General features: G+C 66.9%; 13 protein-coding genes. 11 read left to right on the plus strand and 2 right to left on the minus strand.

Translation table 11 applies throughout. From position 1 onward, the window contains the following. Positions 1–26: 26 nt before the first annotated feature. Positions 27–2261, minus strand: coding sequence for a VWA domain-containing protein (locus C487_RS14245; protein ID WP_049908172.1), 2235 nt, complete (start codon positions 2259–2261; stop codon positions 27–29). 34 nt (positions 2262–2295) lie between these two features. On the opposite strand from C487_RS14245, the gene cobN reads away from it, so the two are divergent. The 4 genes from cobN to C487_RS19730 all read left to right on the plus strand — a co-directional run bounded on the left by cobN (position 2296) and on the right by C487_RS19730 (position 8234). After that, positions 2296–6249: a cobaltochelatase subunit CobN gene (gene cobN, locus C487_RS14250; RefSeq protein WP_006186507.1), complete on the plus strand. Its 3954-nt coding sequence runs from the start codon at positions 2296–2298 to the stop codon at positions 6247–6249. 60 nt (positions 6250–6309) lie between these two features. Continuing rightward, positions 6310–7059, plus strand: coding sequence for a precorrin-8X methylmutase (locus C487_RS14255; protein WP_006186508.1), 750 nt, complete (start codon positions 6310–6312; stop codon positions 7057–7059). Continuing rightward, entirely contained in the window at positions 7056–7856 is an 801-nt protein-coding gene (locus C487_RS14260) for a cobalt-precorrin-7 (C(5))-methyltransferase (RefSeq protein ID WP_006186509.1), read from the plus strand. Before C487_RS14255 ends, C487_RS14260 begins: the two co-directional genes overlap by 4 nt. Positions 7857–7967: 111 nt before the next feature. After that, complete coding sequence (locus C487_RS19730) at positions 7968–8234, plus strand: hypothetical protein (RefSeq protein WP_006186510.1); 267 nt, start codon at positions 7968–7970, stop codon at positions 8232–8234. 144 nt (positions 8235–8378) lie between these two features. On the opposite strand, the gene C487_RS21085 is transcribed toward C487_RS19730, so the two are convergent. Further along, entirely contained in the window at positions 8379–8546 is a 168-nt protein-coding gene (locus C487_RS21085; protein WP_006186512.1) for a hypothetical protein, read from the minus strand. 423 nt (positions 8547–8969) lie between these two features. Here C487_RS21085 and C487_RS14270 point away from each other — a divergent pair, with 423 nt between their 5' ends. The 7 genes from C487_RS14270 to C487_RS14300 all read left to right on the plus strand — a co-directional run bounded on the left by C487_RS14270 (position 8970) and on the right by C487_RS14300 (position 16079). Next, positions 8970–10286 carry a cobyrinic acid a,c-diamide synthase gene (locus tag C487_RS14270; protein WP_006186513.1) on the plus strand — a complete coding sequence of 439 codons (1317 nt, stop codon included), beginning with the start codon at positions 8970–8972 and terminating at the stop codon, positions 10284–10286. 240 nt (positions 10287–10526) lie between these two features. Beyond that, the gene (locus tag C487_RS21555; protein ID WP_006186515.1) at positions 10527–10718 is read left to right on the plus strand and encodes a hypothetical protein; all 192 of its coding nucleotides are present in this window, start codon (positions 10527–10529) and stop codon (positions 10716–10718) included. A 259-nt stretch (positions 10719–10977) separates the two neighbouring features. Then, positions 10978–11760 carry a 3-oxoacyl-ACP reductase family protein gene (locus C487_RS14280; RefSeq protein WP_006186517.1) on the plus strand — a complete coding sequence of 261 codons (783 nt, stop codon included), beginning with the start codon at positions 10978–10980 and terminating at the stop codon, positions 11758–11760. A gap of 119 nt (positions 11761–11879) precedes the next feature. After that, positions 11880–13556 carry a hypothetical protein gene (locus C487_RS14285; RefSeq protein ID WP_006186518.1) on the plus strand — a complete coding sequence of 559 codons (1677 nt, stop codon included), beginning with the start codon at positions 11880–11882 and terminating at the stop codon, positions 13554–13556. A 188-nt stretch (positions 13557–13744) separates the two neighbouring features. Then, positions 13745–14359, plus strand: a complete 615-nt coding sequence (gene cbiT / locus C487_RS14290; RefSeq protein WP_049908179.1) for a precorrin-6Y C5,15-methyltransferase (decarboxylating) subunit CbiT — start codon at positions 13745–13747, stop codon at positions 14357–14359. After that, complete coding sequence (locus C487_RS14295; RefSeq protein WP_006186520.1) at positions 14356–15162, plus strand: cobalt-factor II C(20)-methyltransferase; 807 nt, start codon at positions 14356–14358, stop codon at positions 15160–15162. Before cbiT ends, C487_RS14295 begins: the two co-directional genes overlap by 4 nt. Further along, positions 15159–16079 carry a cobalt-precorrin-4/precorrin-4 C(11)-methyltransferase gene (locus C487_RS14300; protein WP_006186521.1) on the plus strand — a complete coding sequence of 307 codons (921 nt, stop codon included), beginning with the start codon at positions 15159–15161 and terminating at the stop codon, positions 16077–16079. Before C487_RS14295 ends, C487_RS14300 begins: the two co-directional genes overlap by 4 nt. Positions 16080–16082: the final 3 nt, after the last annotated feature.

Raw genomic sequence — 16082 nt, forward strand, 5'->3', positions numbered from 1 at the left:
TGTTGGTCCGTCCCTGGCGGTCTCGTCTACCGCTGGGTCTCGTCCGCCGCGGTCTCGGCGGCCGCTCGGACGGTCTCGACCGAGAGCGAAGCGAGATCGACCAGTTCCCCCTCGGTCTCGCTCGCGACCAGTTCCGAGAGGCCGGCCCGGGAATCGTCGCCAGCGTCGACGACGACGACTCGAGTATCGCTGGACGCCAGCGCTCGAGCCGCAGTCCGGGTCGCCTCGGTGGGGCTCCCGTCGGCGACGTTCGCCCGGCCGTCGGTGACGAGGACGACGACCGAGGCGTCGGTATCGGCGCGCTCGAGCACTCGGCGCGAGGTCTCGAGGCCGGCCGGCAGCGGCGTGCGGTCGCCGGAGGGGAGGTCCTTGAGGTGCCGAGCCGCCAGCGAGACACTGTCGGTCGGCGGGAGCAAGACGTCGGCGTCCTCGCCGGCGAACGCGACGAATGAGACCTGATCGCGGTGTTCGTAGCTGTCCCGCAGGAGTTCGAGCACGACCCCTTTCGCGGTGCGCATTGCCGGCCGCATCGAGGCGCTGGCGTCGACGGCGAAGACGATCGTCACCGAGGTGTCGCCGGTCCGGACCGACTGCCGGAGGTCGTCCTCGCCGACGCGGGACGCCCCGCGGGCGGCGGCCGACCGGACCGACGCCGCGGCGTCGATCGAGCCCTCGCCCGAGGCGGGTTCGGTGCGCACGCGAGCGCCCCGGTTGGCCGTGCTCGGCGAGGAACTCGCACGCGTTCCGGTCGCGGTCGCCGTGTCGCCGTCGACGGTCGGCGACTCGAGGTCAGGAGCCCGTGCTTCGCCGATTCCGGCCCGCCGCTGGCCCGGCACGAGCGGCTGGGCGGTTTCCTCGTCCTCGTCATCGGGCGACGCCTCCGAATCCGATTCCCCGTCGCTCGAGCCGTCATCCGACCCGCCGTCGCCGGCTTCGGCGGGCGACTGGTCCACCGAGTCGGGGCGGTCACCGTCGTCGGGGCGGCGCTCGGGACCGTCGTCAGTGCCGGCGCTGTCCCCGTCGCCATCGGGACCCGCACCGTCGCTCGAGTCCTCACCGTCCGGGCCGTCGTCTCCCCCGTGCCCGTTTCCCTCGTCGCGATCACCGCGGTCGGCACCGTCGCCCGGATCGGACTCGGCGTCGCCGTCCTCGCCGTCCGTTCCCTCCGCGCTGTCACCGTCGTCCGCGTCACCCTTCTCTTCCCCGTCGGCCTCGTCCGGCGACTCCTCGTCGAACCGATCCTCGAGCAGGTCGTCGAGATCGGGTTCGTCCTCGAAGGGCGTACTCCGGAGGCGATGGGGGAGGGCGTAAGTCGCCGCCTCGTGGACGTCGGACTCGATGACCGTCTCGCGGCCCTCGAGCGCGGCCAGCGTCATCGCGGTTCGAGCCGTCGCCACGTCGCCGCGGTGGCCGTCGACGCCGGCCTCGAGACAGAGTTCGGCGATCTCGGCCTTGAAGTCGGGTGGGAGGTCGACGCTCGAGAGGCGGTCCCGCGCCGCTGCCAGATCGTTTCGGAGGGTCTCCACTGCGTCGGCGTACTCCCGGTCCGGGCCCGGTTCGGTGCCGCCGTCGGCCTCGAGCGCGCGGTCGATGATCTCGACGCGGTCGTCGATCTCCCGGCAGCCCTCGACGCTGGCCTGGAGGGCGAAGCGGTCCCGCAGTTGCGGGCGCAGGTCACCCTCCTCCGGATTCATCGTCCCGATCAGGGTGAACTCGGCCGGATGGGAGACGCTGATCCCGTCGCGCTCGACGGTGTTGACGCCGCTTGCGGCGGCGTCGAGGATGACGTCCACGAGGTGGTCATCGAGCAGGTTGACCTCGTCGACGTAGAGGATGCCCCGATGGGCGCGGGCCAGCAGGCCGGGATCGAAGTCGGCCTCGCCGGCCAGCGCGTCCTCGACCGAGAGGGTGCCGACGACGCGGTCCCGGGTCGCCCCGAGCGGAAGCGTGACGAGCGGGACCGGTCGCGTCTCGACCGGCAGGTCCGCGGGATCGCGTTCGCGGCAGTCGGCACACTGCAGGTCGGGGTCGTCGGGTGAACAGCCGTACGGACAGTCCGCCACGGCCCGCTGGTCGGGCAGGAGATCGACGAGCGCCCGAACCGCGGTCGACTTCGCGGTCCCTTTCTCGCCGACGATCAGAGCCCCGTCGAGACCGTCGTTGGCCGCGACGGCGAGCAGCACGCGCTTTAGCTCGTTCTGTCCGACGATCGCCGGAAAAGGGAGTGACGATAGCTTTTTGCCCCCGGCGTTTACAACCATGCTTGAGCTAATACAACAGAGGTTTAAAAGTACGATGACACGGATCGGGATCTATACTGCGACGGAGAACGAACTCGGCTCGATCGGCCGGGCCGCCCAGCGACTCGAGGACGTCGAACTGGTCGTCCGCTCGGAGAGCGACCTCGAGGACGAGGCCGACGTCGAGGAGTTCGTCGAGGAATTGCACGACGCCGCGGCGGCGATCTTCTGGCTGCACGGGGCCGAAGACAGCATGCCGGGCTACGACTACGCGACGGGTGCGCTCGCCGAGGCGGGCGTCCCGCTGATCGTCAAGGCGACCGGCGACGCCTTCGCGTTCGAAGATACGACGGTCGCGGACGCCCACCGGGACCGGGTCTACGACTACCTCGAGAAGGGTGGCACGATCAACGTCGCGAACCTGTGTCGGTTTCTCGCTGCGGAGTACGAGGGCCGCGATATCGAATACGATGAGCCCACCGAACTCCCCACGGAGGGCGTTTACCACCCCGATCATCCGGGCATCGAGTACGAGGACCTGCTCAAGACCCACGACCCCGACAAGCCGACGGTCGCGGTCTGGTTCTACGAGTCCCACTGGACCCACGAGAACACCCGGTACGTCGACGCACAGGTCCGGGCGCTCGAGGAACAGGGGGCCAACGCCCTGCCGATCTTCTGTAATCCGGCCACGGACACCGACGAGCAGGAGGACGCCGAGTGGGTCACTGACAACTGGCTGCTCGACGACGCAGGCCGGCCGGTCGTCGACGCCGTACTCTCTTCCTTTATGTTCTCCCTCTCGATGGACGAGCGCGGCCGCAGCGCCGACGACGAAGGCAGTTCCGCGGAGGATGTCTTTCTCGATCGGCTCGGCGTGCCGGTCCTCCAGACGGTTACCACGATGCGCTCGCGTTCCCGGTACGAGTCCAGCGACACGGGCGTCATGGGCTTCGAACTCGCGCTCTCGGTCGCGCTGCCGGAGTTCGACGGCAACGTGATTACGCACCCGATCTCGGGCAAGGAACGCACCGACGACGAGGCCGGCATCGGCTCCGCGCCGAAACACCACTTCCCGATCGAAGACCGCATCGACCACGCGACCCGGCTGGCGGTCAACTGGGCCGAACTCCGACACACGCCGAACGAGGACAAGCAGATCGCCGTCGTCCTCCACAACTACCCGCCCAGCGACGACGGCATCGGGACGGCGTTCGGACTCGATTCGCCCGAATCGACGGTCAACCTGCTCGCGGAACTCGAGGCTCGCGGCTACGATCTGGGCGGCGAGGCGCGAAGCGCCTCGGAAACGTCGAGCGGGGAGCAGAGCGACCCGCGAGACGACGACATGCCGGACAGCGGACAGTCCCTCGTCGAGAAACTGACCGCCCAGCTCACGCTCGAGGACCGCTGGGTCGCGCCGGAAGACGTCCGCGACCTCGCCGTTGACGTGGTCTCGCCGGACACCTACGCGGAGTGGTTCGCCGACACCGACGAGCGCTTTCAGGAGAACATCATCGAGGAGTGGGGCGAGGTCCCCGACCGCCCGTTCGCGATCCCGGGCGTCGAGTTCGGTAACGTGCTCGTCACCGTCCAGCCGCCGCGCGGGTTCGGGATGGACCCCTCGAAGGTCTACCACGACTCGAACCTGCAGCCGCCACACGACTACTATGCGTTCTACGGCTGGCTGCGCAATACGTTCGAGAGCGACGCCGTGGTCCATCTGGGCACCCACGGCAGCCTCGAGTGGCTCCCCGGCAAGACCGTCGGGCTCGACGGCGAGAGCGCGCCCGATCAATTGATAGACGACATCCCGAACGTCTACCCCTACATCGTCAACAACCCCGGCGAGGGGACCCAGGCCAAGCGCCGCTCCTACGCTGCTATCGTCGACTATCTGACGCCGGTCATGCGATCGGCCGGCACCTACGACGAACTCTCGGAACTCGAGGAGTTGGCGAATCAATACCGCGAGGCCGGGATGGAGGACGCCCGCGCCGACGACGGCCAGCACCTCGAAGCCCTCATCCGCGAAAAAGTCGACGAACTCGATCTCGCCGTCGAGCTGGGGATCACGGGCTCTATCGACGAGAAAGCCGATGTCCGCGGCCCCGACGAGGCGGGCTCGACACCTGCGGAGGGCGACGTTGACGGCGACGAGGTCGACATCGATGAGCTCGTCGAACGCGTCCACGAGTACCTCACTGATGTCAAGACGACCCAGATCCGGCTCGGACTCCACACCATGTCCGAGCCGCCGGCCGACGAGCGCCTCGTGGAGTACCTCGTCGCGCTGACGCGACTCGAGAACCCCGGCGCGCCGAGCCTGCGCGAGAGCGTGGCCGGCGTCCTGGGCGTCGACTACGAGAAAATGCTGAACGCGCCCGGCGAGTACGACGACGCCCTCGGGATGACCTACGCCGAGGCCGCCGACGAGGTCTACGAGACCAGCGTCGACCTGATCGAGACGCTCGCCGAACACGACTTCGACATTCCGGTCTCGGAGCGTGAGGCCGGCCCCGACGACGAGGTGAACATGAACCTCCTCGTCGTCGACCTCGAGACGATCGGCGACGGGCGCGCGAAATCCGGTGCGCACAACGACCTGCGGGAGGCACTCGCGTACATCTGCGAGGAAGCCCAGCCGCGCGTGCAGGGGGCCGAAGACGAGATTCCCCGCACCGCCGACGCCCTCTCGGGCGAGTACGTGCCCCCGGGCGGCTCCGGCGCGCCGACCCGCGGCGGCGTCGATCTACTGCCGACCGCGCGGAACTTCTACACGCTCGACCCGCGCAAGGTGCCGGCGAAGGCCGCCTGGCAGGTCGGGAGCGAAGTGGCGGAGGGGGTCCTCGAGCGCCACCACGACGAGAACGGCGAGTACCCCGAGGAGATCGGCGTCGTCGCGTGGGGGACCCCGACCGTCCGCACTCGCGGCGAGACGATCGCGCAGGTGCTTGCCATGATGGGCGTCGAACCGCAGTGGACAGACGCCGGCCGGATCGACGACGTCGAGCCGATCCCGCTCGAGGACCTCGACCGGCCCCGCGTCGACGTGACGACCCGTGTCTCGGGTCTGTTCCGTGACGCCTTCCCCGCCGCGGCGGGGGTCATTCACGACGCCGTCGACGCCGTCGTCGATCTCGACGAGCCCCACGAAATGAATTACGTCAAAAAGCACGTCGAGGAAGAGCAGGCGGAACTCGAGGCAGAAGATGGTCTCGACGAATCCGATGCTCGCAAAGCGGCCAAACACCGCGTCTTCACGACCCGCCCCGGCGGCTACGGTGCCGGGACGAACAAGGCGGTCGACGAGGGCAACTGGGACGACCGCGCCGACCTCGCCGATGTCTACGTCCAGTGGGGCGGCTACGCGATGGGCTCGAGAGGGCGCGTCTCCGACGCCCACGACGCCTTCGAGCGCCGCCTCTCGTCCGTCGACGCGACGGTGAAGATCGAGGACACGATGGAACAGGACGAGTTCGACTCCTCGGACTGGTACGCCTTCCACGGCGGCTTCATCTCCGCCGTGAGCGAGATTTCGGGCGCGGAGCCCGCCTCCTACGTCGGCGACTCTTCCGACCCGGACAACGTCGACGTCTACACGAACGAGGAGAAGGTCCGCAAGGCCATGCGCTCGCGCGTGCTGAATCCCGACTGGCTCGAGTCCATGGAGGACCACGGCTACAAGGGTGCGGGCGACCTCTCGACGACGGTCGACGTGACGCTGGGCTGGGACGCGACCACCGGCGTCGTCTCGGATACGCTCTGGGCGGAGGTCGCCGAGAAGTTCGCCTTCGACGAGGACCGCCAGGACTGGATGCGCGACGTGAACCCGTGGGCGCTCGAGTCGATCACGGACACCTTACTCGAGGCCGTCGAACGCGATCTGTGGGATGCCGACGACCAGACGGTCGACCGCCTGCGCGATCTGAACCTCGCGGTCGAGGGTGACCTCGAGGCGCGGACGACCAACGAGGCCGTCGGTGCGGAGGTATCGACCGATGACTGACGACGGGAGTGAACGGGTTCGCCCGACGATCGATCGTTGGAGCCCGGAGTGTGATACCCAATGAGCGACAGCCAAGAGTTCGAGGAGGAGTACGCCGATCTGGGAGCAACGACGCAGAACGCGATGGACATCGCGGAGACGAGCATGGACATCGTCCGGGGGTTCACGCCCGACGAGACGCTGGCCGACCGGGTGCGCCAGAAGTCGGTCCACTCGATGGGCGACATCGAGTTCCAGCACCTGATCGAGTTCACCGGCGGCGACGAGATCGGTGACGACGAGGACGCGCCGGTCCGGGCCGGCGCGCGGGCCGTGCTCGACGAGGCCGACATCTTCACCGACATCACGATGGTGAAAGCCGGCGTCACGGGCCGGGGCCACGACTGCGAAGTCTCGAAAGCCATCGGTCACGGGAAGGAACTCGCCGCCGAGACCGGGATGACCCGGACCGCTGCGGCGATGCTCGAACTGGACAAGGAAGACGCCTTCGAGGGCGCGATCGTCACGGTCGGAAACGCGCCCACGGCGGCGCTGGCGCTGGCGGACTGCATCGAGCAGGGGACCCGGCCGGCGGTCGTCGTCGCGAACCCGGTCGGCTTCGTCAAGGCCGAGGAGAGCCGCGGGCGCATCCGCGAGGTCAGCGAGGAGTACGGCGTCCCCGCGATTACGCACGTCGGCCGCCGCGGCGGGAGCGGCCTCGCCGCCGCGCTGACGAACGAACTGATCCACGTCGCAAAGGACGTCCGGACCGACGAGATCGACCTCGAGCTCGACGCCGAAACCCGGGCCGCGGACGGCCGGAACCGATGAGCGGCGAGTACGACCTCGATTCGGGGCCGGACCCGGCGACGTTCGCCGCGGGAGCGGCGGAGCCGGACATCGATGCGGACGCCGACGACCCGGTGTATGCCGTCGGCGTCGGTCCCGGGAACCAGGAGTATCTCACCCCTCGCGGCGAGCGGGCGATCCGCGAGGCCGACGTCGTCGTCGGCTTTACGACGGTCGTCGAGTTCGTCGCGGACCTGACCGACGCCGATCTGCTGACCTGCGGCTACAAGGACGAGGCCGAGGCGCTCGAGGAGTTCGGCGAGCGCGTCGCCGCCGGCGAGTCGGGGACCGCCGTCGCGATGGGCGACCCCAATCACTCGGGCTACCAGTTCGTCGGCAAAGTACAGGACACGGTCCAAGAGCACGATTCCGACGTTCCGGTTCGCGTCGTTCCCGGCATCTCCGCGATCCAGATGGCGGCGAGCCGTGCCCGGACGCCGATGGAGGACACCGAATTCGTCACGCTGCACAAGAGCGGCGACCTCGAGTCGGACATGGACCGCCTCGCCGCCGCGGCCACGGTCGACGAACGGCACCTGCTCGTGCTCCCGCGGCCGTACGACCGGATGCCCGGCGACATCGCGGCCTTCCTGCTCGAGGAGGGTGCCGACCCCGAGCTCGAGGTGCTGGTGCTCGAGAAGCTGACCCACGACGACGAGCAGATCCACCGGTTCACGCTTGCGGAACTGGCAGAGCACGCTGGCGGGAGCGGGACGGACGACACGCCGTTCTCCGATCTGGTCGTGCTCGCGGTTCGGCAGCCGGTCGCCGAGGAATAGGCAGGTGTAGCATCCGCGTTTCGAACGATACTCGAGCGGCCCTCCACCGATATGATACGGTGCCGAACCGTCCGAAATAAACAGAGTGGGAACCGACTCGCGCGTACAGCGATGCCGTTCTATTCGCAACGGCCGTACCTGTACGTCTTCATCGGGGCGCTCGCTATCTGGGTCGTATCGGACCTGAGCGTCGGATTTCGGTCTCGCGGTAGAGCCACTGCTTCGCAGGATCGGGGATCGAAACTCGCGATCGCCGTCGCCATCTCTGGCGGTACTTTTGGCGCTGCACTCCTTCCCGAAGTGATGCCCGCTCCGGAACTCCCGCGTTCGCCGGCCGCGTTCTGGATCGGGATCACACTGTGGCTCTCGCCGGCCTGACCGGCTACGGCTATCGCATCCGCGTCGAAGGGCGCGTCCTGCGGGAACAATTGGGCGCACCCTCCGAAGCGTATGCGAACCGAACGCCGTATCGCCTCGTTCCCGGTCTCTGGTGACGATCCCCCTGCCGGACCAGTACGGCCGTCACTCGTGGCCTTCGTACTCCCGCAACACCGATGAGACGGTGTTCGATACTTCCTCGAGCGCGACGGCGTTGGTCTTCCTGAGGTCGTCGGCATCTCGTGCCTCACCCAGGTGTCGAAGCGCCTCGCGAAGGTGGCGTTCGGTGTCGCTCCCGTTCTGGTCGTTCATAGTTCGAGCGGCGGGTCGTAACCGACTCGAGCGCTTAAGGTCGTCGGTGGTCTGACCCCGTCACTCGAGGGCGTTCCGGACTGCCGACGACTCGGAGTCGCTGCGTCTCGACGACGGACAGCCCGCCATCAAGCGTACTCCTAACACAATCGCCAAAGCGATGTTTTGTAACCCGATTTCCAAAACACGGTTTTTGTATCGGATATGAGGGTCCGTCGCTTGGGTGCCGCTGGCCCTCCGTCCTTGGGTTGCCCCCGATCAGGGTGTATCGTCGCTGCCACGAGCGGTGCTCTGACCGGCCGATGCCACCGATGGATTCAAGTTCAATTGTTCTAATTCAATCGTAGTGATGAACGACCTCGAGACGTCGACCCGAGACGAACGGCTCGCCGGAGCAGCGGGTCGGAACACGGGATACGGACCATGAATGGATTCGTCCTCGGCGGCGTCAGCTCCGGCGTCGGGAAGACCGTTGCGACACTGTCGATCGTTCAGGCACTCGCAGACGCCGGCCACGAGGTCCAGCCCGCCAAGGCGGGGCCGGACTTCATCGATCCGAGCCACCACGAGGCGATCGCGGGTCGGCCGTCCCGCACGCTGGACTCGTGGCTCGAGGGGGAAGACGGCCTCCGACGAAATTACCGCCGCGGTGAGGGCGACATCTGTGTCATCGAGGGCGTGATGGGCCTGTACGACGGCGACGGCTCGAGCACCGCCATGGTCGCCGAAGCCCTCAACCTCCCGGTCGTTCTCGTGGTCGACGCGAAAGCCGGGATGGAAAGCGTCGCGGCGACCGCCCTCGGCTTCCGCGAGTACGCCGACACCATCGGTCGCGACATCGAGGTCGCCGGCGTCGTCGCCCAGCGCGCCCACGGCGGTCGCCACGAGCGGGGGATTCGGGACGCCCTGCCCGACGACATGGCGTTCTTCGGCCGAATCCCGCCGAACGACGACCTCGAGATTCCGGATCGACATCTGGGCCTCGAGATGGGAGGGGAAGCGGCGCTGCCGAAGGCGGCACTACGGGAGGCCGCCGAGTCGCTCGCGGCCGAACGGCTCGCCGCCGTCGCGAGCGAACCATCGGCTCCCGACGCTCCGTCACCCGCTGTCGACCCGGCTGATCCGGTCGACGCCACCGTCGCCGTTGCCAGCGATACCGCCTTTTGTTTCCGGTATCCGGCGACGATCGAGCGCTTCCGCGAACGGGCCGAACTGGTCACGTTCTCGCCGGTCGCCGGCGATTCCGTCCCCGACTGCGACGGGGTCTATCTGCCCGGCGGCTATCCGGAACTCCACGCCGACGCACTCGAGTCGGCCGGCACACTGGACGCACTCGGCGAACGGGCCAGCGACGGACTGCCCGTACTGGGAGAGTGCGGGGGCCTGATGGCTATGAGTCAGTCGCTGACGACGGCCGAGGGCGAGCGCCACGAGTTGGCCGGAATCCTCCCCGCGGACGTGACCATGCACGACCGCTATCAGGCGCTCGATCACGTCGAACTCGAGGCCACCGAGGGAACGCTGACCGCGGCTGCCGGGGAGACGATTCGCGGCCACGAGTTCCACTACTCGAGCGCCGACGTCGACGGCGACGCTCGCTTCGCCTTCGAGACGGTTCGTGGCGACGGCATCGACGGGGATCACGACGGCCTGACCGAGTACGAGTCGCTCGGTACGTACGTCCACGTTCACGCGGAAAGCGGGGCGTTCGATCGGTTCCTCGCGCGTCTCGGCCGATGACGACCCGCAGCGCTCGGTGGCAGGGGAGCGGCCGGTCCACGAGGTCGACCGTCATCCGCTCGCTGTCCTATCCGATACCGTTGGAAGCGTCGTCCTGCTCTATCTGGGGGCGGGGTACCTTCTCGGCAGGAGCACGCTCGAGGCACGCAACGAGGCGATGCTCGCGGCGGTCGCCGCGCTGGGACGGCCAACGACTACGATCGAGTCTGTCTCGCGACCGGGTCCAAACACCTGCCAGGAATGGTCGAGCGTGCGTCCGAACACGGATTACTGACGGCGGACGTCTTCGAACCGCACTGGCGCGCGTCGGGAGAGGTCCTCGAGCCGAACGCAGTCCTCGACCGCGACGATGCCGATGTTCGGCTGAACATGGAACCGGCCGGAACGGTACTCCGCCGCCGACTCGTGGCGACCGGAATTGACTGGCCGTGATCGCGGTGCTCGCGTTCTCCGCTCCGGCACTGCTCCCACTCGGGTTCCTCCTGGCAGGTCTCCCCTCGGTGCCATCGTCGCCGCCACGACCGACTACGGCCAGCGACTCGGCGATATCGCGGCCGGGACGATCATGGTGAAACGCGAGCGGGTGACCGATTCCGCGGAGTCGTCGCGCCGCTCGCGCTCCTCGAGTGGTGTTGATCTCGATGCGAACCGAACAAGTATTTAACACGATGTTCGTGGTAGCAGCCCTCGCATGTCGGAAACAGTTCAGCGTCTCGAACCGCTGTCGCGTCGTCCACTGACCGATCGCACCTGTCTCGTGACGGGGTCCTCCCGGGGCATCGGTCGCGAAATCGCGTTCGAACTCGCCCGCTGCGGGGCCGACGTAGCCGTGAACTATCGCTCGTCCGATGAATTGGCGCGCGAAGTCACCGAGACGATCACGGAGAACGGCGACACGGCCGTCCCTGTACAGGCGGATGTCTCGGACCCGGCGGCGGTCGAGCGGATGGCAGCGGAAGTCCGCGAGGAACTCGGCGAAATCGACGTGCTCGTCAACAACGCGGGGATCACCATCGATCGCACGTTCGAGGAGATGACCTACGAGGACTGGCAGACGGTCATCGACATTAACCTGAACGGGACGTTCAACTGTACGAACGCGTTCTACGAGGACATCAAGACGTCCGACCACGGCCGACTCATCAACATCTCGAGCGTCGTCGGCCAGCAGGGCAACTACGGCCAGGCGAATTACGCGACCTCGAAGGGCGGCCTATTTGCCTTTACGCGGACGTTGGCGCTGGAACTCGCCAGCCACGGCTCCACGGCCAACTGCGTCGCACCGGGGTTTACCGAAACGGAGATGCTCGAGCAGGTTCCCGACCGAGTACAGGACAAGCTCCGCGAGGAGATCCCGCTGGGCCGGTTCGCCGACCCCGCGGACATCGTCGGCATGGTCCGCTTTCTCGCCGGCGATCAGGCGGAGTACATGACCGGGCAGGTGCTGGGGATCAACGGCGGACTGGAGTGGTGACGAGTCGCTAAGCGAGCGGGTCCAGTCCTCACATGGGCGTGTACCCCACACTACGGTTGGCTCGATCGTGTTACTGAATAATCGAATCAATTATACGATGTTGCTGAAAGCTATAACCAATGTCTTCGCTTCGGGACGCGCTTCGCGTCACGGTTCGATCGGAGCGACTCGGCACAGCCGTCGTCATCGTCTCGGTGCTCGAGACGCTGGTGCGTGTCGGCCTCGCGATCGCCATCTCCCCCCTCGTCGGTGTCCTCTGGCCACCGCTCATCGCAGTCGTGGGTCTCGCAACGGTCGTTCCGGTAGTACGGAACGCGATGGAGGACGGTGACGAAACACCCGAACAGAGCATAGCGGTTCGAAGTCGGCTTCCGTCACTCGTCGGCGTCGCTGTCGGTGGCCACGCGCTCGCAGTGACGGCAGGGGCAGCCCTCTTTTTGCTCGTCGATACGCCGATTCGATATGGACTCTACTGGGCCGGCCGGGGTGACCTGCTCACCTCAACCGTCATCGTGATCACGCCGCTGATCGGCGTCACGATCGGGACGCTCGTCATGTGGGCCATTCCAGCAATCGCAGTCGTTCGGGTCGCCGATGGGGCCAGTTGGATGCAGGGGCTTCGAACGGCGCTCGTGACGACGGTGACTCGGCCTCGAGCGATCGGTAGGGCCGTCTGCCGTCAACTCGTCTTCGTCGCGGTGTTCAACGTGGCGGTCGGCGTCGGGACCCGGATCGGAAGCGAACTCGGAGCGAATCCACAGTCGGACCCCATCTACTACGTTCCACACTCCGGGTTCATCGAATACATGTACGCCCCGCTCGCACTGGTGTCCGAGGGGAGCATCGGTATCTATCCGATCGCACTCGGCGGGTTGGTCGTCGTTTTCGGGAGCGCGCTGTGGCTCGCGCTCTCGCTCGCTCTGACAGTCGGGTTCGTCCCCATCTCCGGTGAGTCGTCGGGTGCATCGATACCGACGAAGAGAGCGGTCGCACGACTTGCGCTCGCGATACTCCTCGGGACCGCGCTCGTTGGAGCGGCCGGTGCCGTTCGGATGGGTGAGGTGCGACCGATGGATACGTCTCCGGAGCCGCTACCGGACGATCCGGACGCGCTGTACGCGACGGCCTGGGAGAATACCGACCGGGCGAGTCACGAGTACCGGGTCACCTATCTGAACGGCGACAACGAAGTCACGCACGACACGATGAGACGGATCGACAGGGACGATCGGCAGTTCGTATTGAAAACGAACCCGAGAGGCGAACTAACCGGCGATAAGCGTACCTGGTACGCTTCGACCGGATTGGTTTTCAGTCCCGGTTCTATCGATATGGAAGAAGCAACACTCGGGACCCGCGGCGTCGGTGACGGCCAGTTCGGACGAATCAAACAGTTTCCCGGCTATCCCGGCTGGGAAGAGGGCGATTTCCGATTCGGCGAACCGCCGGCCGACGCGACGGGCTGGACGATCGTCAACGAAAGCGACGAGACGGTTACGCTCGAGATGACCGATCCCAAGGCGGTTTCCGCCGTGTTGTCTAGTTCCAACGACTGGATCGAATCCCAGGACGTCGATATTCGAGACTCGTGGGCCCGGATGACGATCGACACCGAACGAAACACGCTCTCCGAGGGCGAGGTTCTACTCAACGCAACCAAATACGAAGACGGTGAGGCGACGGTCCACGACAGACACTTGACCTATGAATACGATGTCGATATCGAGGCAGAGCGACCGAGCAAACTCGGCACACCACGGCCCGGCGAGTTACTCTGGCGGCTGTTCGCCTACTGATTCAGTAAGCGGTGACCGCAGTGTGGCGTTTCGGCCGTTTCTCGCCGCTGTTCGCCACTTCTCGCGTTCGAACACGTTGAATCGCAACCGAACAAGGTCGCTTGTCCTATCGGAACCATCTCTGAGCAATCGCAGTTGTTCTACCCCAAACAAAATTGTTTTAGGGACGGGCTCTGTTCCAACGGATGATGCCACCCATCGCGCTTCCACACGACGCGAAGGCCGGCCCGACGAAGTCCGAGGTCCGGGCCGTCGTCCGCTCGAAGCTCGCGCTCGAGCCGGACGACCACTTCGCGGAGGTCGGCTCCTGTACGGGGGCCGTCACCATCGAAGCCGCACAGCGAGCCGGGCGAGTGACCGCCGTCGAGCGGAAACCCGAGCGACTCGAGACGACGGAGCGGAACCTCGCCGCGAACGAGGCGTCGGTACGCGCCGATGTCGACCTACGCAACGCGGAAGCGCCCGACGGACTGCCCGACGATGCTGACGCGCTCTTTCTGGGCGGCAGTCGGAATTTCGAAGCCGTCCTCGACCACGCCGTCGACACCGAAATCGACCGCGTCGTGATGAACGTCTCGCGGCTCGAGGTCGCTGGCCAAGCCACGAAGGCCTTCCGCGAGCGCGACATTCTCGAGGAGGTCGTCCAGTTTCAGGTGAGCCACGGCTACGAACTCGCCGGGGCGACGAGTTTCAACTCGGACAACCCGGTCTACATGCTGGTCGGGAGTGCGACGCCCGACGAGGAGACTGACGAAGGCGACGGCGAGACCGTCGCCGCCGACGGAGGGAGCACCGCCCAATGACGCTGTACGGCGTCGGACTCGGTCCCGGCGAGGCTGATCTCGTCACGGTTCGCGGGAAGGACGTTCTCGAGAACGCAGACGTGGTCTACTCCCCGGGCCGCCTGTCGCGGACGGTCGCGCTGAAACACGTCGACGAGTCGAAGATCGGGGATCTGGACTTCCCGATGACGAAAGACGAGGAGAAACTGCGAACGGCGTGGAAGGAGGCCGCCGCGGAGATCGCCCCGAACGCACGGGACGGCGATGTCGCCTTCGTCACGCTGGGCGATCCGAACGTTTACTCGACGTTCGGCCACCTGCGCCGGACGATCGACGCTTTCCACTCCGACGTAGACCTCGAGATCGTCCCCGGCGTGAGCGCCGTGACGGCGTTTGCGACCGCGATGGGAGTCGAAATCGAAGCCGGCGCGGGGCTCTCCTTGCGAGAGGCCGCCGCCGGCCACAGCCCGACCGGCCCGGACCGGATGATCCTGTTCAAGGTCACCGACGCGCCGGCCACCCACGAGGGCCTCGTCGAGGCCGGCTACGACGTGACATACGGCCGCCGGCTGTTCATGGAGCAGGGCGACACGATCGTCACCGACGACCCCGACGAGATCGACGAGCGCGATTATTACACGCTCGCCTACGCCGAGAAGGAGGGTCTCGAGGTCGAGCAGGCGACGGCGGCGTTCGAGACCGACGAGGAGACTGGGGCGGACGAGACGACCGCGGACGGGGAGCCGGTGACTGACGGTGGAGAGCGACGAGCCAGCGAGCGCGCCGAGGGTCGTGACGGCGGCGACCGTGGAGGCCACCGATGACCGACGAGACTGGGAACGACCCACAGGACGCGATCGATTCGCAGGGCGAACGGCGCCGCGAAGAACTGGACGACCGGATCTTCGAGCACAGCGCCGGCGACGAACAGGCCGGAATTCCCTTCGTCGGTGCCGGCCCGGGCAACCCGCGGCTGCTAACCGTCGCCGGGAAGGAACTGCTCGAGGAGGCCGATCTCGTCGTCCACGCGGGCTCGCTGGTCAACAGCGAACTGTTGGACGAGTACTGCGGCCACGCCGAACTCGTGAATTCGGTCGGGAAGGACCTCGAGGAACTGATCCCGCTGATGCGGGACGCCTACGAGGACGGTGACAACGTCGTCCGACTCCACAGCGGCGACCCCGCGATCTATGGTGCCGCCTTGGAACAGATGGACGCGCTGGAACACGAGGGCGTGCCGACGCATTTCGTCCCGGGCGTCACGTCGGCCTTCGCAGCCAGCGCGACGCTGCGGACGCAGCTGACGCTCAACGAGGTCTCGAACCACGTCGCGTTCACCCGGCCGCAGGGCAAGACCCTGACGCCCGAGGAGGACCACATCTCCGACTTCGTCGAGATGGGTGACGTGACGACCTGCATCTATCTGGGGACCCACGCGGTCCGGGACACGATGGACCGGCTGCTCGAGGACGACCACGACCCCGAGACGCCGGTCGCGGTGATCTACCACGCTTCGTGGCCGGACGAGGACGTTATTATCGGCTCGATCGGCGACATCGCCGACAAGGTCGAGGAGGCGGGCTACCGCGCCTCGGCGCTGGTCGTCATCGGCGACGCGGTGACCGGCGCGGGCTACGAGCGCTCGTTCCTCTACGGGGACTGGGCCAATCGGGGCCCCGACTCGAGCGACGCGGACGAATCGGACGCACAGGCGAACGAAACGCAAGCGGGAGACGACTGACAC

The sequence above is a fragment of the Natrinema pallidum DSM 3751 genome (assembly GCF_000337615.1).
Lineage (GTDB): Archaea > Halobacteriota > Halobacteria > Halobacteriales > Natrialbaceae > Natrinema > Natrinema pallidum.

Excerpts from the sequence above, each read along its gene's own strand:
- C487_RS21085 (WP_006186512.1), bottom strand. The coding sequence starts at position 8,546 with ATGAACGACCAGAACGGGAGCGACACCGAACGCCACCTTCGCGAGGCG.
- C487_RS14295 (WP_006186520.1), top strand. The coding sequence starts at position 14,356 with ATGACGCTGTACGGCGTCGGACTCGGTCCCGGCGAGGCTGATCTCGTC.
- C487_RS19730 (WP_006186510.1), top strand. The coding sequence starts at position 7,968 with ATGCCGTTCTATTCGCAACGGCCGTACCTGTACGTCTTCATCGGGGCG.
- C487_RS14260 (WP_006186509.1), top strand. The coding sequence starts at position 7,056 with ATGAGCGGCGAGTACGACCTCGATTCGGGGCCGGACCCGGCGACGTTC.
- cbiT (WP_049908179.1), top strand. The coding sequence starts at position 13,745 with ATGCCACCCATCGCGCTTCCACACGACGCGAAGGCCGGCCCGACGAAG.
- C487_RS14245 (WP_049908172.1), bottom strand. The coding sequence starts at position 2,261 with ATGGTTGTAAACGCCGGGGGCAAAAAGCTATCGTCACTCCCTTTTCCG.
- C487_RS14285 (WP_006186518.1), top strand. The coding sequence starts at position 11,880 with ATGTCTTCGCTTCGGGACGCGCTTCGCGTCACGGTTCGATCGGAGCGA.
- C487_RS14300 (WP_006186521.1), top strand. The coding sequence starts at position 15,159 with ATGACCGACGAGACTGGGAACGACCCACAGGACGCGATCGATTCGCAG.
- C487_RS14280 (WP_006186517.1), top strand. The coding sequence starts at position 10,978 with ATGTCGGAAACAGTTCAGCGTCTCGAACCGCTGTCGCGTCGTCCACTG.
- C487_RS14270 (WP_006186513.1), top strand. The coding sequence starts at position 8,970 with ATGAATGGATTCGTCCTCGGCGGCGTCAGCTCCGGCGTCGGGAAGACC.
- C487_RS14255 (WP_006186508.1), top strand. The coding sequence starts at position 6,310 with ATGAGCGACAGCCAAGAGTTCGAGGAGGAGTACGCCGATCTGGGAGCA.
- cobN (WP_006186507.1), top strand. The coding sequence starts at position 2,296 with ATGACACGGATCGGGATCTATACTGCGACGGAGAACGAACTCGGCTCG.
- C487_RS21555 (WP_006186515.1), top strand. The coding sequence starts at position 10,527 with ATGGTCGAGCGTGCGTCCGAACACGGATTACTGACGGCGGACGTCTTC.